The sequence below is a fragment of the Streptomyces sp. CC0208 genome (genome assembly GCF_003443735.1).
In the GTDB taxonomy this organism is placed as follows: Bacteria; Actinomycetota; Actinomycetes; order Streptomycetales; family Streptomycetaceae; genus Streptomyces; species Streptomyces sviceus.
On the sequence record NZ_CP031969.1, the window covers coordinates 1,327,824 to 1,348,762 of the forward strand.

Sequence of the window (20,939 nt, forward strand, 5' to 3'; positions counted from 1 at the left end):
GACCACTGTGACCGAGCAGCAGCTCCCCTCCTGGGCGGACCCCTCCGTCTCCCCCACCGATCTCGACGCCCAGGGCGTGTCGAGACGTGGACTCCTGCGCCGTGCGGGCCTGTTCGGCGCCGCGTTCGCGCTGGGGTCGGCGACTCCGGCGCTGGCCGCTTCGCCTCGCCCTCGCTTCGGCGGCGACGACCCCCGGCTCGCCTACCTCGTCGGCGACCACCACGTCCACTCCGTCTACAGCCACGACGCCAAGTACACGTTCTCCCAGCAGGCGAAGGCCGCCGCGAAGTACGGCCTCGACTGGATGGTGTTCAACGAGCACTCCAACTTCGGACACGCCAACTACGGCGCCAAGCTGGAGCACGCGGAGATCGTGAAGGCCCGCTCGGAGAACCCGCGCCAGCTGATCTTCCAGGGCCTGGAGTGGTACATCCCGGCCGCCGAGCACTGCACGGTGTTCGCGGCTCCCGGCCCCCACGAGACCGACCTGCTCACCCAGTTCGAGCTCGCCTACGACGGCAAGCTCCTGGGCTACACCGAGGGCTCCGCGGGCGCCGCCGACACCGCCCGCAACGAGGCCCACGCCGTCAAGGCGATCAAGTGGCTGGCGGAGCAGCGCCGTTCGGGCTACGTCGACGACGTCCTCGTCCTCGCCAACCACCCCCTGCGCCTCGGCATCGACTCCCCGCACGAGATGCGCAACTGGCGGGACGCGGCACCCGAGATCATGATCGGCATGGAGGGCGCGCCCGGCGCCCAGGGTGCGGCGATCCCCGGCTGGCGCAGCAGCACGTCGATCCGCGGCGAGTACGAGAACAAGCCCTCGGCCCAGTCCTGGTCGGGCTATCCGGCGGACGCCTATCTGACGTACGGCGGCTTCGACTGGGCGACGGCGACCGTCGGCGGGCTGTGGGACTCGATGCTGGCCGAAGGCAGCCTGTTCTCGGTCACCACGAACTCCGACAACCACCGCACGGTCTTCGACACCTGGAAGAACGGCGACTGGCCGGCCGGCCAGAACTTCGACAACACCGGCAAGCTCCCCGACCCGGTCAGCACCGACACCCCGCAGCCCGGCAGCGACTTCTGGCCGGGCGAGTTCAGCCGCACCCACGTCGGTGTGACCCGGTACGGCTACCGCGCGGTGATGGCGGGCCTGCGCGCGGGCCGGGTCTGGGTGGACCACGGCCATCTGCTCGACGGGCTCGACGTGCGCGTGAAGCGGGACTGCGACTCCGGGCGCGGTGTCACGCTGGGCGGACGGCTGCGGGTCCGCAAGGGCGAGCGGATCACGCTGTACGTGACGGTCACCAGTGCCTCACGTCCCAACCCCCAGGGCATCCTGCCCGAGTTGGCGCACGTGGACGTGATCCGGGGCGCGGTGCGCGGTCCGGTGAGCGACCGGGACGGCTGGCAGGCGCCCGACACCAGGGTCGTGCAGACGAGGGACGTGTCCGGCCGGAAGGGGACGTACACCCTGCGCATCCCGCTGACGGCAGGGGACGAGTCCTTCTACGTCCGGCTGCGCGGCAGCGACGGCAAGCGGCACGGCACGGGCTACCTCGGCGCCTCGGTCGACCCGCACGGCCCGATTCCGCACGATCCCGGCAACGGTGACCCGTGGGCGGACACGTGGTTCTACTCCAACCCCGTCTTCGTGGACGTCACCGGCTGAGGCAAGCCCCCCGAAGGGGCGCGGGGAACTGCGCGACCAGCCACAGCGGTCCCGCAGTTCCCCACTGCCTCCGCATGGCACTTTCTAGGCGTAGAACCGGGAAAGGCTCTGCAGCACCGCCGCCGGCTTGGCGCCGCCCTCGATCTCTATCGCCCCGTCGACGGTGATCTGGACACCGCCCGGCACCTCCTCGACATCCGTCAGCTTGGCGACGAGGCGGATGCGGGAGCCCACCTTCACCGGGGAGGGGAAACGGACCTTGTTCAGGCCGTAGTTGACCTTCGTGGTGACGCCCTGGACGTCAAGGAGCTCGGTGAAGAGCGGGATGAACAGGGACAGGGTGAGATAGCCGTGCGCGATGGGGGCGCCGAAGGGGCCCGCCGCCGCCTTCTCGGGGTCCACGTGGATCCACTGGTGGTCGCCGGTGGCGTCGGCGAAGGTGTCGATGCGCTCCTGGGTGACCTCGATCCACTCGCTGGTGCCGAGGTCGCTGCCGGCGAGCTTCTTCAGTTCGTCGAGGCCGTTGACGGTGACGCTCATGTAGCTGTCCTTAACCTAAGAGTTGGAGCCGTAGCGCTTGCGCACCCGGGACTTGAGGAGCTTTCCGGAGGCGGTGCGCGGGAGTTCGTCCGCGACCACCACCGACTTGGGGATCTTGTACTTGGCGAGCCGTCCGGCCAGGGAGGCCAGGACCTCGTCGGGGTCGGGCACGGCGCCCTCGCGGGGGACGACGACCGCCCGCGGCACCTCGCCCCACTTGTCGTCCGGGACGCCGATGACCGCGCACTCGGCGATGTCCGGGTGACCGAGGAGCAGGTCCTCGATCTCGGCGGGGTAGATGTTCTCGCCACCCGAGATGATCATGTCCTTGATGCGGTCGACGATGAAGACGTATCCGTCCTCGTCGACCCGGGCCGCGTCCCCGCTGCGGAACCAGCCGTCCGCGAAGGAGGCCGCGGTCTCCTCGGGCAGCCCCCAGTAGCCGGGCATGACGTGCGGGCCGCGGAGCACGACCTCGCCGGTCTCGCCGGTGTCGACGGGTGCCAGGTCCGGCCGCACCACCCGGACGTCGCTGAAGAAGTGCGGCACACCCGCCGAACCCGCCTTGCTGATGGCGTGCTCGGCGTCCAGGAACAGGGTCCCGGGCGAGGCCTCGGTCATGCCGTAGCCCTGGAGGAAGGTCAGCCCGCGCTCCTGGTAGGCGGCGATGAGAGGGGTCGACACCGGGGAGCCGCCGCAGGTCAGGATCCGTAGCGAGGACAGGTCCGCGTCGGCCCAGCGCGGATGCCGCGCCACCTGCTCGAACATCGTCGGCACCCCGAACATGAAGGTGATCCGGTGCTGTTCGATCAGGTCGAAGGTGGCGTTGGGGTCGAAGGCCTCGACGAGGACGCAGGTGCCGCCCTTCAGCAGCACCGGCAGCGTCAGCATGTTCAGGCCCGCCGTGTGGAACAACGGGGCGGAGACCAGGGCGCGTTCGTCGGCGATCAGGTCGGTGTCGACAAGGACGTTGATCGCGTTCCACGTCAGGTTGCCGTGGGTGAGCATGGCGCCCTTGGGACGTCCTGTCGTGCCCGAGGTGTACATGATGATGCAGGTGTCGTCGGGCGCGACCGGCTCGTCGATCGGCTCGGCCGGTGGATCGGCGAGCAACTGCTCGTACTCGGCACCCACTTCGACGTACGTACGGACGTCGGTGCTGCCCGGCAGTCCGGCGACCAGCCCCGCGTGCGAGGGGCTGTAGACCAGCGCCCTGGCCCCGGAGTCGGAGAGCTGGTAGCCGATCTCCGGCCCGGCGAGACGGGTGTTGAGGGGGACGAAGACCGCGCCGAGGGTGCCGGCCGCGAACAGCGTCTCCAGGTAGGAGGGGTGGTTCGGCCCCAGGTAGGCGATCCGGTCGCCGCGTCGGATGCCCCGGGCGCGCAGGGCGTGCGCGAGGCGGGTGACGCGGGTGTGCAGTGCGGCGTACGTGAACGTCGTGTCGCCGTGGATCAGGGCGGTGCGGTGCGGGGTCTTGCGGGCCCGGCGTGCGGGCCACGAACCCAGTCCCTCGTTGCGCATCTGGGGCCCCTTATGGCTTGGTCAGCCCGAGCAGACGGGCGGCGTTCTCCTTGAGGATCTTCGGCTTCACCTCATCCTTGATCGACAGCTTCGCGAAGTCGGCGAGCCAGCGGTCGGGGGTGAGGACGGGGAAGTCGGAGCCGAAGAGGACCTTGTCCTTGAGCAGCGTGTTCGCGTACTGCACGAGCTGCGGCGGGAAGTACTTCGGCGACCAGCCGGACAGGTCGATGTGCACGCCCGGCTTGTGGGTGGCGACCGCGAGGGCCTCGTCCTGCCAGGGGAAGGACGGGTGCGCCAGGATGATCTTGAGGTGCGGGAAGTCGGCCGCCACGTCGTCCGCGTGGAGGGGGTTCGAGTACTTGAGGCGGATGCCCCCGCCGCCGGGGACTCCGGCCCCGATGCCCGTCTGGCCCGTGTGGAAGAGGGCGATCGTGCCCGTCTCCTCGATCACCTCGTAGAGGTCGTACGCCACCGCGCGGTCGTTCGGGAAGAAGCCCTGGATGCTGGGGTGGAACTTGAAGCCCTTCACCCCGTACTCCTCGACCAGACGGCGGGCCTGCTTGACGCCCGCCTTGCCGCGGAAGGGGTCGATGGAGGCGAAGGGGATCAGCACGTCGGCGTTGGCGGCGGCCGCCTCGGCGACCTCCTCGTTCGGGACGGGCGCGGTGCCGGTCGCGGACTCGGCGTCCACCGTGAAGATCACGGCGGCCATCTTCCGCTCGCGGTAGTAGGCGGCGGTCTCCTCCAGGGTCGGCCTCCGCTTGCCCTCGACCTTGAAGTAGGCCGAGGAGGCGTCGTGCAGGTCGTCGTCCAGGGAGGAATGGCCCTTGGAGGAGACCTCCGCATGGGTGTGCACGTCGATGGCGACCAGCTCGTCGATGTCCATCAGGCCTCCGGGAACTTGGGCGCGGGAATGCCGACCGTCTGGAGCTCGGCACCGACCGACGTGGGGAAGGCGTCGGCCAGGGTGTCGGGGGTCCAGCCGCCGTCGGCGTACGCCGTCTTGATCTCCTGCGGATGGGACCAGAGTGCCACCTTGTCGCCGCCGATGCCGATGGCCTGCCCTGTGATGCCGCGGGCGGCCTCGGAGGCGAGGAAGGGGACGAGGGCCGCGCAGTCCTCGGGGGTGCCGAAGCCCTCGCCCTTGCGGAGGAAGTCCGGGAGCGGCTCGCCGTTCCTCATCGCCTCGATGTACGGGGCGAAGGCGGGGATGGTCTCGGTCATCGCGGTGGCCGCGACCGGCACGATCGCGTTGACGGTGATGTTCGCGCGGCCCAGCTCCATCGACCAGGTGCGGGCGAAGGCGGCGATGCCGGCCTTGGCGGCGGCGTAGTTGGTCTGTCCGAAGTTGCCGCGCTGCCCGGCCGGGGAGCCGACCAGGATCAGGGTGCCGCCCTCGCCCTGCTCACGCATCCTGACCGCGGCTGCGCGGGCGCAGGTGAAGGTGCCCTTGAGATGGGTGGTGATCACCGCGTCGAAGTCGTCGTCGGTCATCTTCCACAGCACCTTGTCGCGCAGGATGCCGGCATTGGTGACCAGGATGTCCAGCCGCCCGAACTCCTCCACGGCCCGGTTCACCAGCCGCTCGGCGGCCTCGGTGGTGCCGACCGGGACGACCTCGGCGACGGCGGTGCCGCCCGCCTCGGCGATGGACTTCACGGCCTGCTCGGCGACCGTCTCGTCGACGTCGTTGACGACCACGAAGGCCCCGTGGGCGGCGAGGGCGTGCGCGTAGGCCAGGCCGAGGCCCCGGCCACTGCCGGTGACGACGGCGACCTTGCCGGTGAGATCGATGCTGGGCACGAGGGGGTCCCTTCACGAACGGATGCTTGGTGCGGCTACGAGATCGAAGCTAAGAGCAATAATTGGTGACGTCAATAGTTGTTGGCGACCTTCGGGTACGTCATGCTGGAATCTCCCTGACACACCGAGCACGAGGAGCCCGCCATCACACGCCAGCACGTCACCCCGAAGCCCATCGACTCGGAGGAGCCGTGGATGCGCGGGCTGCACGCGGACACCGGTTACCTGCTGTACCGCCTGGGTCTGCGCTCGGGTCAGTTGTTCAACACGTTCCTCCAGGAGTCGGGACTGCGGCTGCGGCACTACGCGGTGCTGCGCTATCTCGCCGGGTCCGAAGGCGCCCTCCAGCGCGAGCTGAGCACGCGGCTCGGCTACGACCCCAGCGCGATCGTCGGCCTGGTCGACGACCTGGAGAAGCTGGGGATGACCGAGCGCCGCCCCTCCCCCGACGACCGCCGCAGCAAGATCGTCGTCCTCACGGACAAGGGCCGGGCGTTCCTGCGCGGCACCGACGAGGCCGGCCGCCGGGTGACCAACGACCTGCTCGCACCGCTGGACCCCGTCGAGCGGGACACCCTCCAGGCCCTGCTGCTGAGAGTCGCCGACCAGCCATGACCGTCCGCTCTGCCCCGGACCGGCTGCTGTCCGTGCTCGCGGCGTTCGACCACGACCACCCGGCGCTGTCGCTGACCGACATCAGCCGGCGGGCCGGGCTGACGCTGACGACCACGCACCGGCTGGTGGGCGCCCTGACCGACTGGGGCGCGCTGGAGCGGGACGAGGCCGGGGTCTACCACGTCGGACTGCGGCTGTGGGAGATCGCCGCGCTCGCGCCGCGCGGGGTCGCGCTGCGGCAGCTGGCAGTGCCGTATCTGGAGGACCTGTACGAAGCCACCCACGAGAACGTGCAGTTGGCGGTGCGGGACGGCTCGGACGTCGTCTACATCGAGTGGATCGCCGGGCGTTCGTCGGTGGGCGTGCACATCCGGGTGGGGGCGCGCTGGCCGCTGCACGCCACCGGGGTCGGTCTGGTGCTGCTGGCGCACTGCGAGCCGCGGGAGCAGGAGGAGTACTGCGCGACACCGCTCGCGGTCTTCACGCCGTACACGATCGCCGAGCCGTCGAGACTGCGCCGCGTCCTGGCCGAGGTCCGGCGCACCGGTGTCGCGGTGAGCAGCCGTCAGGTCACCGACGACGCCCTGTCGGTGGCCGCCCCCGTGTGCGGGCCCGACGGGACGGTGGCCGCCGCCGTGTCGGTCGTCGTGCGTCACTCCGACGCCCAGGTGCCGGCGTTGATCCCGGCGGTCCGGCTCGCGGCGCTGGGGATCTCGCGGGCGCTGGGCTGGCAGCCGCCGGTCGCACCCCGTTCGGGCGCCGGATATCCCTCTCACCGGTGAGGTCCCGGCCGCACCGGCGTCGTGATACTGGAACGGCCCCGGCCCCGGCCCCGAGGAGCCGCTCATGTCCGCCGTCCGGTCCTGGTACGCCCCCGTCGTGACCCGTCTGAGGACGACGAACCCGTACGTGGTCGACAGCGCGCTCGCCGCGCTGGTGCTGTTCGCCGCGTCCCTGCAGTGGATGTTCCCGGACGAGGGCGACGACCCGCTGAGCCTGGTGGGCTGGCTGCTGGGGGCCGCCACCGCCGTCCCCCTGGTCTGGCGCCGCCGCTTCCCCTACGCGTGCGCCCTGGCCGTCTCGGCGGCCACCACGGCGATGGCCTACTACCACGCGCCACCACCGGACGTGCTCTATGGCGGGCTCGTCGTCCTCTACACCCTGGCCGCCCAGGGCCTGCCCTGGCAGCGCCGCACGATGCTGGCGAGCTGGCTGCTCGGAGCCGTGCTGACCATGCAGCACAAGGAGCACTCCGAGCCCTTCGAGTACGCCTTCCACCTCACCGGCATGATCTGCGCCTACGGCCTCGGCGTACTGGCCCGCGTCCAACGCGCGTACACCGCCGCCGTCGAGGACCGGGCACGCCGCCTCGAACGGGAGCGGGCCGCCGAGACCGCGCGGGCCATCGCCCAGGAACGCTCCCGCATCGCCCGGGACATGCACGACATTCTCGCGCACGCGGTCAGCCTGATGGTCGTCCAGGCGGAGGCCGGACCGGTCGTGGTGCGCAGCGACCCGGACCGCGCCGAGGCCGCGTTCGACGCGATCGCGGCCAGCGGGCGGGACGCGATGGCCCAACTACGGCGCATCCTCGGGGTGTTGAAGGAGGAGGAACGCCGGGGCGGCGTCCGGCTGCCTCAGCCGGATCTCGCCGGACTGCCCGGTCTGGTCCGGCAGGTCGCCGCATCGACCGCACTCCGGGTGGAGTTGAGCGTACGCGGCCGGTCCCGCCCACTGCCTCCGGACGCCGAGGTGGCCGCCTATCGCGCGGTGCAGGAAGCCCTGACCAACACGGTGAAGCACGCGTACGCTTCCTGCGCACAGGTGGAACTCGACTGGGCGGAGGACGAGTTGACCCTCACGGTCACCGACGACGGCAGGGGCCCCGCGCCCACGACCGGCGGCCACGGGCTGATCGGCCTCAGGGAGCGTGCCGCCGCCTGCGGGGGCAGCGCGGAGGCCGGGCCGGGTCCGCAGGGGGGCTTCCGGATCGTCGTACGGCTGCCCGTCGGCGCGGACCGGGAAGCGGCCCTCGGGTGAGCATCCGGGTGGTCGTCGCCGACGACCAGGAACTGGTTCGCAGCGGCTTCACCATGATCCTGGAGGCGCAGCCGGACATCGAGGTGGTCGCCGAGGCCGGGGACGGCGCCGAGGCGGTGGCCGCGGTGTGCAGGCACACCCCCGACGTCCTCCTCCTCGACATCCGGATGCCCGTCATGGACGGTCTGGAGGCAGCCCGGCGGGTGTGCGCCCGGTCGAGCTGCAAGGTGGTCATGCTGACCACGTTCGACCTCGACGAGTACGTGTACGACGCGCTGTACGCGGGAGCCAGCGGCTTCCTCCTCAAGGACGTCCGCCGGGACGACCTCGTACACGCGGTCCGCGTGGTCGCGGGCGGCGACTCGCTGCTCGCCCCGACGATCACCCGCCGCCTGGTCGCGGACATCGTGCGCCGCCGCCGCGAGGAGGCCGCCACCGGGGCCACCCCCGACCGCCTGGACGCCCTGACGGCCCGCGAGGTGGAGATCCTGCGGATGCTGGCCCGGGGCCTGTCCAACGCGGAGATCGCCACGACCCTGTTCGTGAGCGAGCACACGGTCAAGACGCATGTCAGCAACGTCCTGAGCAAGTTGGGGCTGAGAGATCGAGTGCAGGCCGTGATCTGCGCCTACGAAACTGGCCTCGTGGCGCCGGGCGCGCCCCTTTAGGGGCGCGGGGAACTGCGCGACCAGCCCCCACGCGCCCGCGGCCGTGAGCGCTCCTAGTCGTCCAGCTCGGTGAACAATGTCAGCTGAAGCGAACCGGGCGCCTCCAGGCGGGAGTTGAGCGAGTTCCACGGCGTACGCGTCGGCTCGGCGATCACCTCCGCGCCGGCCTCCGCGAGCCTGGCCGTCGTGGCGGTCGAGTCGTCGACCTCGAAGGCGACCCTGATGTGCCCGGCGACCCGCTTGCCGACCTCGACTTCGTCGATGAACGCGGCATGGTTCGGATCGGTCAGCTCCAGCGTCGCCCGCCCCGCCTCCAGAATGGTCACCCGCCCGTCCGGCGACGAGAACGCGGCCCGTTCGGGCAGCCCGAGGACGTCCCGGTAGAAGCGCAACGCCTCGTCGTAGTCGTCCGCCGTGACGACCAGACGGAGTTCACGGACGGTGGGCGGTACATCGGACATGCGGCCTCCTTGATGGTCTCTCCTGTCTCCAACTCCGCGACCGGTACCGGAGATTCCTCCCTCCCCGGAGTGAGAGGGGCCCCGACTCACCCGTACGGCGGAGGCGCCGAAACCGCCCGCCCCGGCGATCCGGGGATCACGCCCACGCCAGCAGTCTGAAGGTGCCATCGACCACCGCCAACCCGCCGGGAGGCCCCCGTGCTCTCCACCCTCGCCCGGGCGGCGACCCGCCGCCCTCTGACCGTCATCGGCCTCTGGGCCGCCTTCCTGCTGCTGGGCTTCGGCCTCGGCACGGGCGTCTTCGCCGACCTCTCCGACGATGTGCCCGACGTGCCGGGCACCGAGTCCGACACGGCCGACGACTACCTCTCCGGCGTGGACCCGTCCGGCGAGTCCGTCACCGCGGTCGTCGCGGGCGAGGCCGTCTCCGACGCGGCCCTGCGTGCCCAGGTCGAGCGGACCGTCGCCCGGGTCCGCGAGATCGCCGGAGTGGCCGACGTGCCGGACCCGTACACCACCCCCGGTCTCACCGCCCGGGACGGCCAGGCCCTGATCATCCCCGTCACCTTCGAGGGCGGCCTCAGCGACGAGGACGAGGAGAAGGCGACCGACACGGCCGTCGGGACGATCAAGCGGATCGACGCACCCGACGTCCACGTCAGCGGCGGCGAACTGCTGGGCCGACAGCTCGGGGAACGCGCCCAGGAGGACGTGAAGAACGCCGAGTTGATCTCCCTGCCGGTCGTCCTCGCCCTGCTGCTCGTCGTCTTCGGCGGACTGCGCGCGGCCGCGCTGCCGCTGGTGGTCGCGGTGAGCGGGATCGCGGGCGCCTTCCTCGGACTGTTCGCCTTCAGCCGGTTCACCGACATCTCGGTGTACGCGATCCAGGTCACCACCATGCTCGGCCTCGGACTCGCCGTCGACTACGCCCTGTTGACGCTGGTCCGCTTCCGCGAGGAACGACGGCACACCGACGACGTGGTGGAGGCCGTGCACCGCACGGTCGAAGCGGCCGGCCGGACCGTCCTGTTCTCCGGGCTCACCGTGGCCGTCAGCCTGACCGGCCTGCTGGTCTTCCCGAGCGTGTTCCTGCGCAGCATGGGCCTCGCCGTCGCCGCCGTCGTGGTGGTCGACATGCTGGCCGCGGTGACGCTGCTGCCCGCGCTGCTCACGAGGTTCGGCGGGCGGATCCGGCCCTCGAAGGCGCGTTCCGAGGACGAGGAGGGCCGTGTCTTCGCCCGCCTCGCCCGCTTCGCGCAGCGCCGCCGGGTCGCCGTCCTGGTCACCGTCGTCCCGGTCCTGCTGCTCCTGGCCCTGCCCGTGACCGGCATGCGGATATCCATCGGGGACGCCCGGCAACTGCCGGCCGGCACCGAGGCACGGCAGCTGTTCGACACCGTCGACGCGCATTTCCCGAAGGGCACCGGCGTCTCCCCCGTGGTCGTCGTCCTCAAGCCCGGCACCGACCCCACGACCGCCGACCGCGTCCGCGCCCTGGTCCCGAACGCCGAGTCCCGTGTCCTGCCGGGCGGCAACACCGTCGTGGAACTGCAGCCGCCCGGCACGGTGGACGGCAAGGCGGCCACCGACCTGGTCGAGCGGGTACGGGAGCTGCGCGGCGACCAGCCCGTCGAGGTGACCGGCGTCGCGGCCCGGCTGGTCGACTTCCGCGCGATGCTCGCCGACCGGGCACCCTGGGCGGCGCTGACCGTCCTGGCCGCCGTCCTCGTGCTGCTGTTCGCCTTCACCGGCTCGGTGCTGATCCCGCTGCGCACGATCGCGACCACCCTGCTCAGTCTGGGCGCGGCGCTCGGCGTGGTGGTGTGGGTCTTCCAGGACGGCCACGGGGCCGGGCTGCTCGGTGGCGAGGGTCTGGGAGCGCTGAGCCTGACGGCCCCGCCGCTGATCGTGTCGATCGCCTTCGGGCTCGCCATGGACTACGAGTTGTTCATCCTGGCCCGGATGCGGGAGGCCCGGCAGCGCGGCGGTGACGACCACGCGGCTGTCGTGACCGGGCTGCGGCGGTCCGGGCGGGTCGTCACCTGTGCCGCGCTGCTCCTCGCGATCGTGTTCGGCGCCTTCATGACCGGCGGGTTCTCCCCCATCCTCCAGATCGGTCTCGGTCTGACCCTGGCGGTGCTGATCGACGCGACGGTCGTACGGATGCTGCTGGTCCCGGCGACCATGGCGCTGCTCGGCCGGCACGCCTGGTGGGCGCCGAAGCCGCTGCGCAGGGCGCACGACCGGTTCGGGCTGCGGGAGGCGGCCACGCCCGAGCGGACCGTGTCGGCGAGCGCCTGACGACGGCGGACGGCGGACGGCGGTGCCCCGACGGCCGGGGCACCGCCGTTGCGGCGCCCTCGGAGGGTCCTCATCGGAATCTCAGCCAGTGGCCCGGCGATTCAAAGGATCGCCCAAGGTGCGAGGCGCACGATGCACCCGCAAAGGCGGACATCTCAGGAAGGCCTGCAGTGGGCGACTCGCACATATCGAACCGGTCCGAGCCGTCGGGGAGGTGGTCCCGGCGCGGGCTCCTCGCCGCGCTCGGCGCCGTACCGGCCACGGCCCTGCTCACGGGGTGCGGGGGCGGCTCGGCGGACGCCTCGCAGGGGTCCGAGGCGACCGCCTCCGTGCAGGCGGCGACCAAGAAGGCGGTGGTCTCGGTCACCCCGGCGGACGGCACCACGAAGGCCGACTTCGGCGCTCCCGTCGAGGTCACGGTCACGGACGGCGCCCTCACCTCGGTGAAGGTCACCGGCAACGACGGCTCCACCCTGGACGGCTCCTTCAACGACGCCCGGACGACATGGACGTCGTCGCAGAACCCGTACTCGGGCACCAGGTACACGGTCGCGGTCACGGCCCAGGGCGGCACCGAGGAGACGGCCACCTTCACCACGAAGTCGCCCGGCGAGACGTTCGTGGGCTACTTCACCCCCGAGGCGGGCTCCACCTCCGGCGTCGGCATGCCCGTGTCGATCAACTTCACCCGTGCCGTGTCCGACAAGGCCGCCGTGCAGAAGGCGATCACCGTGACCGCGGAACCCGCGGTGGAGATCGTGGGCCACTGGTTCAGCGACACCCGGCTCGACTTCCGGCCCGAGACCTACTGGGCGGCCGGCACGAAGATCACACTCGGGCTGCGGCTCAAGGACGTCCAGGGCACGGACGGTGTCTACGGCGTGCAGTCGAAGGACGTCACCTTCCACATCGGCCGCGGGCAGATCAGCACGGTCGACCTGGCCACCCAGCGGATGGTCGTCGAGCGGGACGGCGAAACCGTCGCCACGTACCCCGTCTCCGGCGGCGACTCCGACCACACCACCTGGTCCGGGATCATGGTGATCAGCGAACGCTTCAAGCAGACCCGCATGGAGTCCTCGACGGTCGGGCTCGGCGACGAGTACGACATCTCGGACGTGCCGCACGCCCAGCGCCTGACCACCTCCGGGACCTTCGTGCACGGCAACTACTGGGCGTCCACCTCGGTGTTCGGCCACCGGAACACCAGCCACGGCTGCGTCGGCCTGCATGACGCGAAGGGCGCGAACGACACGTCCGTGGACGGCTACAAGTTCTACGACAGCTCGATGCTCGGCGATGTCGTCGTCGTGAAGAACTCCGGCGAGAAGACCGTGGAGCCGTCGAACGGGCTCAACGGCTGGAACCTGTCGTGGGCGGACTGGAAGGCCGGCAGCGCGGTCTAGATGTGGGCCTGTCACGTCACAGAAGCCGGGTGAGGGCGGCCTCGGAGGGGCTTCCCGGCACCGCCTGGTAGACGATGATCACCTGCTGCTCGGCACCCCCGACGGTGAGCGCCTGCCGCCGCAGGGCGAGCTCTCCGACGACCGGGTGCGCGAAGCGTTTGAGCTCGTCGCGGGAGGGCCGCGCGTCGTGCCGCGCCCACAGGCCCCGGAAGTCCTCGTCCGCCTCCAGTTCGGCGACGAGCCGGGCGACTCGGGGATCACGCGGGTCGGCCTCGGCGCGCAGGGCCGCGGCGGTCTGCGCGGCGATCTCCGGCCAGTCCGGGAACAGCCGGCGGGCTCCCGGGTCGAGGAACATGTCCCGGGCCAGGTTGTGCCCGGGCTCGTACATCGGGGCGAGCGCGCGGGCCCACTTGTTGGCGGCCAGCACGTCGAACCGCCGGTCGCGCACGTACGCCGGAGTGCCCGCCCACGCGTCGAGCAACTGGTGCAGGTCCGGGGAGACTTCGGTCTCCGTGGGCCGTACGGGACCGGGGGCGGCCAGCGCGAACAGGTGCGCGCAGGTGTCGGCGTCCAGCTCCAGCGCCCGGGCGAGCGCCTGCAGCACCTGGGGCGACGGATGCTGGTCGACGCCCTGTTCCAGACGGGTCAGATACGGCTCGCTGATGCCGGCCAGCCGGGCCAGCTCGTCGCGGCGCAGTCCCGCGACCCGGCGCCTGCCGTGCGCGGGCAGGTCCGCCCGCGAGGGCGGGACCCGTCCCCGCCGGGCCTTCAGGAACTCTCCGAGCGCGTTGTCGGCCGCCATGGCTGGAAGGGTAACCCTCCCGGGGTGCTGGCTACCGACCGGTGGCGGGCGCAGGGTCGAGGGCATGAAGAAGACCTGGTTCATCACCGGCGCGTCCCGCGGCTTCGGCCGGATCTGGGCCGAGGCCGCCCTGTCCCGCGGCGACCGCGTGGCCGCCACCGCCCGTCGCGTCGAGACCCTGAAGCCCCTCGCCGACACCTACGGGGACGACGTCCTGCCCCTCGCCCTCGACGTCACCGACCGGGCGGCCGCGTTCACCGCCGTGCGACGGGCCGCCGACACCTTCGGCCGCCTCGACGTGGTCGTCAACAACGCGGGCTACGGCCTGTTCGGCATGGTCGAGGAGACCACCGAGGAACAGGCCCGCGCCCAGCTGGACACGAACGTGCTCGGTCCGCTGTGGGTGACCCAGGCGGCTCTGCCGGTCCTGCGCGCCCAGGGCGCCGGGCACATCCTTCAGGTGTCCAGCATCGGCGGCCTGGCCGCCTTCCCGTCCCTGGGTCTCTACAACGCCTCCAAGTGGGCGCTGGAGGGGATGAGCGAGGCGCTGGCCCAGGAGGTCGGCCCGCTCGGCGTCCGTGTCACGATCGTCGAACCCGGCCCGTACGGCACCGACTGGTCCGGCTCCTCCGCGGTGCACACCGACCCCCTCGCCGCCTACGAGCCGATCCGCGAGGCTCGCCGGTCCGGGGCCGCGGCCCGCGCCCCGCAGGATCCCCGGGCCACCGCCGACGTGATCCTCGAACTGGCCGACACCCCCGAACCGCCCCTGCGGCTCTTCCTCGGCACCTACCCGTATCCCGTCGTCGAGGCGGCCTACCGGCAACGCCTGGACACCTGGGAGGCGTGGCGCGCTCTCGCCGCGAAGGCGTGACCGTCGGCGCCGCGGGGCACGGGTGCGCACCCTTCACGGACTGAACTCACCTGCACCGCAGCGACTTTCACTGTTTCACCTCTTGACGACCGGAGTGGCCGAGAGCACATTGGGCGCACTTTGAGAGCGCTCTCAGAGCGTGCTCGAAGGGCATCCGCACCCCCACCCCGCACCCGAGAGGCACCCCCATGAGCGAAACCTCCGGCATACCCAGACGGCGACGGGCTCTCGTCGCCGTGCTGAGCACCCTCGGCCTGGCCGCCGCCCTCGCGACGGCCGCCACCCTCCCCGCCGACGCCTCCGCCCCCACGCCTCCCACGGGCTGGTCGCAGGTCTTCCTCGACGACTTCAACGGCTCCGCGGGAACCGGCGTCTCCACCTCCAACTGGCAGTACGCGACCGGGACTTCCTACCCCGGCGGCCCCGCCAACTGGGGCACAGGCGAGGTCGAGAGGATGACCAACAGCACGAGCAACGTCGCCCTCGACGGCAACGGCAACCTGCGCATCACCCCGCTCCGCGACTCCGCCGGCAACTGGACCTCGGGCCGTATCGAGACCAACCGCACCGACTTCCAGCCCCCGTCCGGCGGCAAGCTGCGCGTCGAGGCACGTATCCAGATGCCCAACGTCACCGGCACCGCGGCCGAGGGCTACTGGCCCGCCTTCTGGATGCTGGGCGCGCCCTACCGCGGCAACTACCAGAACTGGCCGGGCGTCGGCGAGCTGGACATCATGGAGAACGTCCAGGGCATGAACCGCGTGTGGGCCACGATGCACTGCGGCACCAACCCGGGCGGCCCGTGCAACGAGACGACGGGCATCGGCAACAACGTCGCCTGTCCGGGCTCGACCTGCCAGTCGGCGTTCCACACCTACACCATGGAGTGGGACCGCTCGGTGAGCCCCGAGACGATCCGCTTCCTGGTGGACGGCACCCAGTACCACTCGGTCAACGCGAGCCAGGTGGATGCGACCACCTGGGCCAACGCCACCCAGCACGGCTACTTCATCATCCTCAACGTGGCGATGGGCGGCGCCTTCCCCGACGCGTTCGGCGGCGGACTCGACTCCGGCACCCAGTCCGGCGTACCCATGGTCGTGGACTACGTCCAGGTACTGTCGGCGAGTGGGAGCGGTACCACGCCACCGCCCACGGGAGGCGTGGACGCGTACGGCACCATCCAGGCGGAGTCCTTCAGCAGTCAGAGCGGTGTCGGCACCGAGACCACGACCGACACCGGCGGCGGCCAGAACATCGCCTCCCTCGCCAACGGCGACTGGGCGCTCTACCAGAACGTCAACTTCGGCTCCACGGCGGCGACCCAGTTCGTCGCGCGGGTGGCGAGCGGCGCGGCGGGCGGGGTCAGCGGTCTGGTCGAGGTGCGCCTGGACAGCCGTACCGCCACGCCGATCGGCAGCTTCGCCCTCGCCAACACCGGTGGCTGGCAGTCCTGGAGAACGGTCCCGGCCAACATCAGCGCCGTCACCGGCACCCACAACGTCTATCTGACCTTCACCAGCGGCCAGCCGGCCGACTTCGTGAACGTGAACTGGTTCAACTTCGGTCACTGACCGAGGTGTTGGCCCATCCGAGCTGCCCCGCGAGGCCTGTGCGGTCTCTCGCGGGGCAGTGTCGTGTCATCCCAGGTAGGCGGGGGCGACCGCGGAGGTCATCAGGCGGCGGGCCGTGCCGCCGCCGTCGGCGGGCACGGTCCACAGGTCGGAGCCGTAGTCGCCGGGGAGGGCGTAGACCAGGGTGTCGCCGTCGGCCCACAGGGCCTGGTCGTCGATGGTGCGGGACTCGGCGGTCGCGGTCTCCTTCATCGTGCTCAGGTTCAGGACGTACAGCCGCCAAGGGGCGTCGGGCGAGGCGCCCTTGACGCGTTTCTTGTAGGCGACGCGGGTGCCGTCCGGGGAGAGGGAGGGGCACTCGACGTTGCGGTGCAGGGTGGTCAGGGTGCGCGCGGTGAGGTCACCCCGTACGAGATAGGTCCGGCCGCCGGTCGCCAGGGTGGCGTAGAAGCGGTGGTCGTCGGCGAAGGTGACGCCCCAGATGTTGGTGTCGGCGGCGTGGTAGGTCCGGCCGTCCTTGATGACGCGGAAGGTCTCCAGGTTGTCGTCGATCGCCCAGGTGCGGGTGTCGACGATGGCCGTGCGGGTGGAGAAGTTCGTTCCGGCGTACGAGTCCCCGCTGACGAACACCGTCCAGGCGACCAGGTGCCCGGAGGGCGAGACCCGGGCCCGGGTGGGGATGCCGGCGGCCGGGAAGCGGTGCCGTTCGCGCAGGTGCGCGTCGAGCACCACCGCGCGGTAGGTGTCCTCCAGGGCCCCGTGCACGGCCTGGAGGCAGATGCCGGTGCCGGCCGCCGCGTGGAAGCGCAGGCACTTCACGCCCGACGCGGTGCGCGGGCCCTGCGGATCGTCGGCGGGGACGGTGGCGATCTCGTCGCGGTGCGGGCCCCAGGCCAGGTTGCGTACCAGCAGGCGGCGTTCGGCTGTCGGCCGCAGCGAGACGGTGCCGGGCCGCACGGTCGGACCGTCCGCCTGCTGCTGGTCCCGCATGCCCGAGCGGTGCGCGGCGTACAGCACCGACCCGGTGCCGACCGCGCCGAGCAGCAATACGGCGACCAGCAGGGTCACCAGACGGGTCGTTCGGGTCATGCGGGCACCTCGTCACTGGTTGCGGAGCCGCGCAGGACGAACGCAGCCACGACGGCGCTGGCGGCCAGTGCGGCCGCCGTGACCGCGAGCGCGGTCCGACCGCCCCACAGGCTCCAGGCGGCGCCGAAGGCGAGCGAGCAGCCGAACCGGGCCAGCGCCTGCCCGGTGCCCACCAGCGCCTGCCCCGCCCCCTGGTGCCGGGCGGGGACGACCGCGGCGGTCGCCGCCGCGAGGACTCCGTCGGTGGCCGCGTAGAAGGTGCCGTGCAGGACGAGGACGGCGACCACGGCCGGGACGCCGTGCCACGGGGAGAGCACCAGGCCGTAGCCGAGCAGCAGGACGCCGTGGCCGGCCAGGAAGAGCCGGCGGCGGCTGACACGGTCGGCGAGTGCGCCGAGCGGCACGGCGAGCAACAGGAAGCAGGCGGCCGTGCCCAGCGGCAGCAGCGGGAACAGGTGGGCGGGCAGGTTCCCTTCGCGTTGGAGCAGCAGATACAGGAAGGAGTCGCTGACGGTGGTCAGGCCGAGCAGACTCGCGCACAGGGTGAGTCGCCGCAGCTCGGGAAGGCGCAGCAGCCCGAGCGCGTCCCGGAGCAACGGCCGCCCCTGCTCGGGCGGTTGTACGACCCCTGCCGGAGTGATGTGGCCGGGCACGAAGAGCACCAGCACCAGGACCCCGAGCACGGCGACGCAGCCGCTGACCGCGAAGACCGCGTCGTAGCCGTCGACGGTGGCCCGCAGGACGGCGAAGGCGACGAGCGGGCCGAGCAGCGCACCGGTGGTGTCCATGGCCCGGTGGACGCCGAACGCCCGTCCCCGGCGCGCGGGTTCGGTCGCCAGCGAGATCATCGCGTCCCGAGGGGCGGTGCGCAGGCCCTTGCCGGTGCGGTCGACGGCGAGCACGGCACCGAGCACGGGGAGGGTGTGGGCGAGGAGCAACAACGGCTTGCACAGCGCCGACAGACCGTAGCCGAGGCCCGCCACGACCTTGTGGCTCCGGCCTCCCCGGTCTGCGAGGTGACCGCCGGCCAGCCGGACGAGGGCGCCGACGCCGTTGTTGATGCCGTCGAGGAGACCGAAGCCGAGCGGCGACAGGCCGAGGCCCGCGACCACGTACAGCGGCAGGACGGCCGTCACCATCTCCGAGGAGACGTCCGTGATCAGGCTGACCGCGCCCAGGGCCAGCACGGTGGCGGGCACTGCGGCCGGCCGCCGCCCCGGACGGGTGTCCGGGACGACGGCGGCCTCGGTGCCGCGGGAACCCGTGCTCCGGGAGTCCGCGAGGTACACCGGCGTCAGTTCCAGATGCCGGTGATGTCGGAGGCCGAGGCGGCGTTGCCCGCGTGGGCGCTCAGGCCGGCCAGGTCCTCCACCGTGCGCAGCACGTTGTAGTGGTTGTAGGTGGTGGAGCTGGTGCTGCCGGGGGCGACGTGCTGGCCGTAGAAGAGGGTGGGGATGCGGTTGCCGGAGAGCTTGTTGTCCTCGTCGAAGGTGACGGCGAGGATGCTGTTGTGGGTCGTGGCCCAGGTGGCGTAGGCGCCCAGGTTGTTCTTGATCCAGGTGTCGCCGGTGGAGACCGAGCAGTCGTGCATGTCGCTGCACAGGTTCGGCACGACGAAGGAGACCTTCGGCAGGGTCGTGTAGTCGGTCGGGAACTGCGCGAAGGTCATCGCGGTGTTCGTCGGCACGTTGGAGAAGCCGAACCACGGGTTGTGCTTCTGGGCGTAGTTGCCGCTGCTGCAGGTCGTCGAACCCTGGCTGGGCAGCGACTCGTTGTAGCTCTTCCAGGTCTTGCCCGCGGCGATGAGCTCGGAGGCGAGGTTCGGCGCGGAGAGGGAGCCGACGGAGACGCAACTGTCGTCGGTGCGGCCCTGGTTGGAGCCGGAGAAGAGCATGTAGTAGTTCGGCTCACTGGGGTGGGTGAGGCCGTAGGACTGGGTGAGGGTGGCGCCACCGGCCTTGAGGGTGTTGTTGAGGTAGGGGGCGCTGGAGCTGCCGATGACCTGGGAGTAGGCGTGGTTCTCCAGCACCACGACCACGATGTGGTCGGGGGTGGGGAGAGCGGCTGCCTGGGCGGTGGAGGCGGTCGCGGCCCACACGCCGATCGAGGTGGCGGTGAGGGCGACGGCTCCGGCGAGGGCGGGGAGGGAACGTCGGTTGCGCTGCGGTGCCTTGACGGCGGCCATGACTGTCCTCCGGACAGAGTGACGGACGTTCGGGGGGAGCGGCGCCGCAACCCTAGGAGCCCTTGGCCGGGTCCACGTGAAGGCCGGGCGAACCGTGGCCTCCGCCAGGCAAAGTTCGCCCCACGCACAGGTCATGCACGGCAAAGGGAGAGTCAAGTGGGCGTCACACAGGACTCGCTCCCTTCGGGATCGCAGAGCACGAGACGGTCCGCGTACCGCTCCCGGACCGTCGCACCGAGCCCGACGAGCCGCTCGGCCTCGTCCTCGACGCCAGTGATCCCGAGGGCCCCCCGGCGGGCCAACTCCTCGTCGTCGTACGGCGCCACGGCACAGCCGTCCAGAGCGGCCGCCCCGGACCGGGCGACCATCGCGGGCCCGGCACAGTCGAAGGCGACGTCACCCAGTCGGGCCATCCGGCCATTGTTCGTCAGCGCAGTTCCGCCCGGAAGGCCGCCGGTGTCATGTCGGTGTGCTGCTGGAAGAACTTCGAGAAGTTGGCCGCGTCCGGGAACCCCACCGCCGCCCCCACCCGCCCGATCGGCATGTCCGTGTGGGCCAGCAGTCGCTTCGCCTCCAGCACGACCCGCTTGTCGATGAACCCCTTGGGGGTCTCCCCCGTCGCGGCGCGCACCGCGCGTACGAGGGTCCGGCGGGAGTAGCCCAGCGCGTCGGCGTACGCACTGACGCTGTGGTTGGTGGCGAAGTCCTTCTCCACCGCGTCCCGGAACAGGGTGAACGTCGACTCGGCCCGCCGCCCGGCCTCCGCCGAACTCGCCGCGAGGTGGGCAAGACGCAGCAGGAAAGCCGTCAACGAGTGCCGCAGGACCGAGGTGTGCAGACTCAGCGGAAGGGTCGAGGTGTCCTCGTACTCCCGTTGCAGCAGGGCCAGGGATGCCTGGAGGCCCGCCAACTGGGCGCCGGAGGGCCGCAGCAGCGGCGGGAGGTCGTAGCGGTAGAGCCCCGTCGCCTCCACCGTCGCCCGGGGCAGGAAGCCCGGTTGCATGGTCAGCACGGTTCCGCGGTACTCGCTCGTCGGTGAGAAGCGGTGGACCTGGCCCGGGCGGATCCACATCACGTCGCCCGCCGTCGCCTCGTACTCGGCGAAGTCGATCATGTGGCGGACGGGGCCGCCGTCGAAGAGCATCACGACATGGAAGTCGATGCGGTGCACGCGCTCCAACGGGGCATCCGCGTGCCAGGTGCGTCCTGCTCCCATCGGGCCGACCTGCATGCCGACTCCGCACACACTCAGCTCGCTGGGGAAGGGGAACGTTCTGATCCCGTCCATTCCGCCGTCACCGTCTCCACCTTGGATGGAGCCTTGGGGTGTTCTGTCCGCCATGTCCTGCTCGCGCCGCCTGCCTGGAGCGTTCCGTGTCCCACTT

Annotated in this window: 20 protein-coding genes; 9 read left to right on the forward strand and 11 right to left on the reverse strand. The window is 71.4% G+C overall.

Going from position 1 to position 20,939, the window contains the following annotated elements; all coding sequences use genetic code 11:
• Nucleotides 1-7: 7 nt before the first annotated feature.
• Entirely contained in the window at nucleotides 8-1,675 is a 1,668-nt protein-coding gene (locus D1369_RS06150) for a PHP domain-containing protein (RefSeq protein ID WP_007386019.1), read from the forward strand.
• A gap of 84 nt (nucleotides 1,676-1,759) precedes the next feature.
• Here D1369_RS06150 and D1369_RS06155 read toward each other — a convergent pair whose 3' ends face one another.
• The 4 genes from D1369_RS06155 to D1369_RS06170 are packed head-to-tail and all read right to left on the reverse strand — an operon-like array spanning nucleotide 1,760 to nucleotide 5,539.
• Nucleotides 1,760-2,215: a MaoC family dehydratase gene (locus D1369_RS06155; RefSeq protein WP_007386018.1), complete on the reverse strand. Its 456-nt coding sequence runs from the start codon at nucleotides 2,213-2,215 to the stop codon at nucleotides 1,760-1,762.
• Nucleotides 2,216-2,230: 15 nt separating this feature from the next.
• The gene (locus tag D1369_RS06160; RefSeq protein WP_007386017.1) at nucleotides 2,231-3,736 is read right to left on the reverse strand and encodes a long-chain fatty acid--CoA ligase; all 1,506 of its coding nucleotides are present in this window, start codon (nucleotides 3,734-3,736) and stop codon (nucleotides 2,231-2,233) included.
• Between the two features lie 10 nt (nucleotides 3,737-3,746).
• Nucleotides 3,747-4,622 carry a 4-hydroxyphenyl-beta-ketoacyl-CoA hydrolase gene (locus tag D1369_RS06165; RefSeq protein ID WP_007386016.1) on the reverse strand — a complete coding sequence of 292 codons (876 nt, stop codon included), beginning with the start codon at nucleotides 4,620-4,622 and terminating at the stop codon, nucleotides 3,747-3,749.
• Nucleotides 4,622-5,539: an SDR family oxidoreductase gene (locus D1369_RS06170; RefSeq protein WP_007386015.1), complete on the reverse strand. Its 918-nt coding sequence runs from the start codon at nucleotides 5,537-5,539 to the stop codon at nucleotides 4,622-4,624. Before D1369_RS06170 ends, D1369_RS06165 begins: the two co-directional genes overlap by 1 nt.
• A gap of 195 nt (nucleotides 5,540-5,734) precedes the next feature.
• Here D1369_RS06170 and D1369_RS06175 point away from each other — a divergent pair, with 195 nt between their 5' ends.
• The 4 genes from D1369_RS06175 (at nucleotide 5,735) to D1369_RS06190 (ending at nucleotide 8,862) form a co-directional block, all read left to right on the forward strand.
• Complete coding sequence (locus D1369_RS06175; protein ID WP_007386014.1) at nucleotides 5,735-6,154, forward strand: MarR family transcriptional regulator; 420 nt, start codon at nucleotides 5,735-5,737, stop codon at nucleotides 6,152-6,154.
• Complete coding sequence (locus D1369_RS06180; RefSeq protein WP_007386013.1) at nucleotides 6,151-6,936, forward strand: IclR family transcriptional regulator; 786 nt, start codon at nucleotides 6,151-6,153, stop codon at nucleotides 6,934-6,936. The genes D1369_RS06175 and D1369_RS06180 overlap by 4 nt, the downstream gene beginning before the upstream one ends.
• Before the next feature lie 64 nt (nucleotides 6,937-7,000).
• Complete coding sequence (locus D1369_RS06185) at nucleotides 7,001-8,194, forward strand: sensor histidine kinase (RefSeq protein ID WP_118082318.1); 1,194 nt, start codon at nucleotides 7,001-7,003, stop codon at nucleotides 8,192-8,194.
• Nucleotides 8,191-8,862 (forward strand): response regulator transcription factor, encoded by a 672-nt coding sequence (locus D1369_RS06190; protein ID WP_007386011.1) that lies wholly within the window; start codon nucleotides 8,191-8,193, stop codon nucleotides 8,860-8,862. Before D1369_RS06185 ends, D1369_RS06190 begins: the two co-directional genes overlap by 4 nt.
• A gap of 53 nt (nucleotides 8,863-8,915) precedes the next feature.
• Here D1369_RS06190 and D1369_RS06195 read toward each other — a convergent pair whose 3' ends face one another.
• Nucleotides 8,916-9,323 (reverse strand): VOC family protein, encoded by a 408-nt coding sequence (locus D1369_RS06195; protein WP_007386010.1) that lies wholly within the window; start codon nucleotides 9,321-9,323, stop codon nucleotides 8,916-8,918.
• A gap of 198 nt (nucleotides 9,324-9,521) precedes the next feature.
• On the opposite strand from D1369_RS06195, the gene D1369_RS06200 reads away from it, so the two are divergent.
• Nucleotides 9,522-11,624: an MMPL family transporter gene (locus D1369_RS06200; RefSeq protein ID WP_118082319.1), complete on the forward strand. Its 2,103-nt coding sequence runs from the start codon at nucleotides 9,522-9,524 to the stop codon at nucleotides 11,622-11,624.
• Nucleotides 11,625-11,794: 170 nt separating this feature from the next.
• Nucleotides 11,795-13,030, forward strand: coding sequence for an Ig-like domain-containing protein (locus tag D1369_RS06205; RefSeq protein ID WP_118082320.1), 1,236 nt, complete (start codon nucleotides 11,795-11,797; stop codon nucleotides 13,028-13,030).
• Nucleotides 13,031-13,046: 16 nt separating this feature from the next.
• Here the strand turns inward: D1369_RS06205 and D1369_RS06210 are convergent, their stop codons facing one another.
• Entirely contained in the window at nucleotides 13,047-13,832 is a 786-nt protein-coding gene (locus D1369_RS06210; protein ID WP_007386007.1) for a helix-turn-helix transcriptional regulator, read from the reverse strand.
• A 64-nt stretch (nucleotides 13,833-13,896) separates the two neighbouring features.
• On the opposite strand from D1369_RS06210, the gene D1369_RS06215 reads away from it, so the two are divergent.
• Both D1369_RS06215 and D1369_RS06220 read left to right on the forward strand, forming a co-directional pair.
• Nucleotides 13,897-14,706, forward strand: coding sequence for an SDR family oxidoreductase (locus tag D1369_RS06215; protein ID WP_007386006.1), 810 nt, complete (start codon nucleotides 13,897-13,899; stop codon nucleotides 14,704-14,706).
• 188 nt (nucleotides 14,707-14,894) lie between these two features.
• On the forward strand, nucleotides 14,895-16,280 hold the full coding sequence (locus tag D1369_RS06220) for a glycoside hydrolase family 16 protein (protein WP_007386005.1): 1,386 nt from the start codon (nucleotides 14,895-14,897) through the stop codon (nucleotides 16,278-16,280).
• Nucleotides 16,281-16,346: 66 nt separating this feature from the next.
• Here the strand turns inward: D1369_RS06220 and D1369_RS06225 are convergent, their stop codons facing one another.
• The 5 genes from D1369_RS06225 to D1369_RS06245 all read right to left on the reverse strand — a co-directional run bounded on the left by D1369_RS06225 (nucleotide 16,347) and on the right by D1369_RS06245 (nucleotide 20,896).
• Nucleotides 16,347-17,369, reverse strand: coding sequence for a hypothetical protein (locus D1369_RS06225; protein ID WP_007386004.1), 1,023 nt, complete (start codon nucleotides 17,367-17,369; stop codon nucleotides 16,347-16,349).
• Complete coding sequence (locus tag D1369_RS06230; RefSeq protein ID WP_007386003.1) at nucleotides 17,366-18,658, reverse strand: MFS transporter; 1,293 nt, start codon at nucleotides 18,656-18,658, stop codon at nucleotides 17,366-17,368. The genes D1369_RS06225 and D1369_RS06230 overlap by 4 nt, the downstream gene beginning before the upstream one ends.
• Before the next feature lie 5 nt (nucleotides 18,659-18,663).
• A complete protein-coding gene (locus tag D1369_RS06235) occupies nucleotides 18,664-19,554 on the reverse strand; it encodes an alkaline phosphatase family protein (RefSeq protein WP_007386002.1) in 891 nt (296 codons plus the stop codon).
• 152 nt (nucleotides 19,555-19,706) lie between these two features.
• Nucleotides 19,707-19,967, reverse strand: coding sequence for a VOC family protein (locus D1369_RS06240; protein WP_007386001.1), 261 nt, complete (start codon nucleotides 19,965-19,967; stop codon nucleotides 19,707-19,709).
• Nucleotides 19,968-19,981: 14 nt separating this feature from the next.
• Complete coding sequence (locus tag D1369_RS06245) at nucleotides 19,982-20,896, reverse strand: AraC family transcriptional regulator (RefSeq protein ID WP_007386000.1); 915 nt, start codon at nucleotides 20,894-20,896, stop codon at nucleotides 19,982-19,984.
• Nucleotides 20,897-20,939: the final 43 nt, after the last annotated feature.

Excerpts from the sequence above, each read along its gene's own strand:
- D1369_RS06185 (WP_118082318.1), top strand. The coding sequence starts at position 7,001 with ATGTCCGCCGTCCGGTCCTGGTACGCCCCCGTCGTGACCCGTCTGAGG.
- D1369_RS06155 (WP_007386018.1), bottom strand. The coding sequence starts at position 2,215 with ATGAGCGTCACCGTCAACGGCCTCGACGAACTGAAGAAGCTCGCCGGC.
- D1369_RS06175 (WP_007386014.1), top strand. The coding sequence starts at position 5,735 with ATGCGCGGGCTGCACGCGGACACCGGTTACCTGCTGTACCGCCTGGGT.
- D1369_RS06180 (WP_007386013.1), top strand. The coding sequence starts at position 6,151 with ATGACCGTCCGCTCTGCCCCGGACCGGCTGCTGTCCGTGCTCGCGGCG.
- D1369_RS06220 (WP_007386005.1), top strand. The coding sequence starts at position 14,895 with ATGAGCGAAACCTCCGGCATACCCAGACGGCGACGGGCTCTCGTCGCC.
- D1369_RS06165 (WP_007386016.1), bottom strand. The coding sequence starts at position 4,622 with ATGGACATCGACGAGCTGGTCGCCATCGACGTGCACACCCATGCGGAG.
- D1369_RS06160 (WP_007386017.1), bottom strand. The coding sequence starts at position 3,736 with ATGCGCAACGAGGGACTGGGTTCGTGGCCCGCACGCCGGGCCCGCAAG.
- D1369_RS06210 (WP_007386007.1), bottom strand. The coding sequence starts at position 13,832 with ATGGCGGCCGACAACGCGCTCGGAGAGTTCCTGAAGGCCCGGCGGGGA.
- D1369_RS06225 (WP_007386004.1), bottom strand. The coding sequence starts at position 17,369 with ATGACCCGAACGACCCGTCTGGTGACCCTGCTGGTCGCCGTATTGCTG.
- D1369_RS06240 (WP_007386001.1), bottom strand. The coding sequence starts at position 19,967 with ATGGCCCGACTGGGTGACGTCGCCTTCGACTGTGCCGGGCCCGCGATG.
- D1369_RS06235 (WP_007386002.1), bottom strand. The coding sequence starts at position 19,554 with ATGGCCGCCGTCAAGGCACCGCAGCGCAACCGACGTTCCCTCCCCGCC.
- D1369_RS06245 (WP_007386000.1), bottom strand. The coding sequence starts at position 20,896 with ATGGCGGACAGAACACCCCAAGGCTCCATCCAAGGTGGAGACGGTGAC.
- D1369_RS06195 (WP_007386010.1), bottom strand. The coding sequence starts at position 9,323 with ATGTCCGATGTACCGCCCACCGTCCGTGAACTCCGTCTGGTCGTCACG.
- D1369_RS06215 (WP_007386006.1), top strand. The coding sequence starts at position 13,897 with ATGAAGAAGACCTGGTTCATCACCGGCGCGTCCCGCGGCTTCGGCCGG.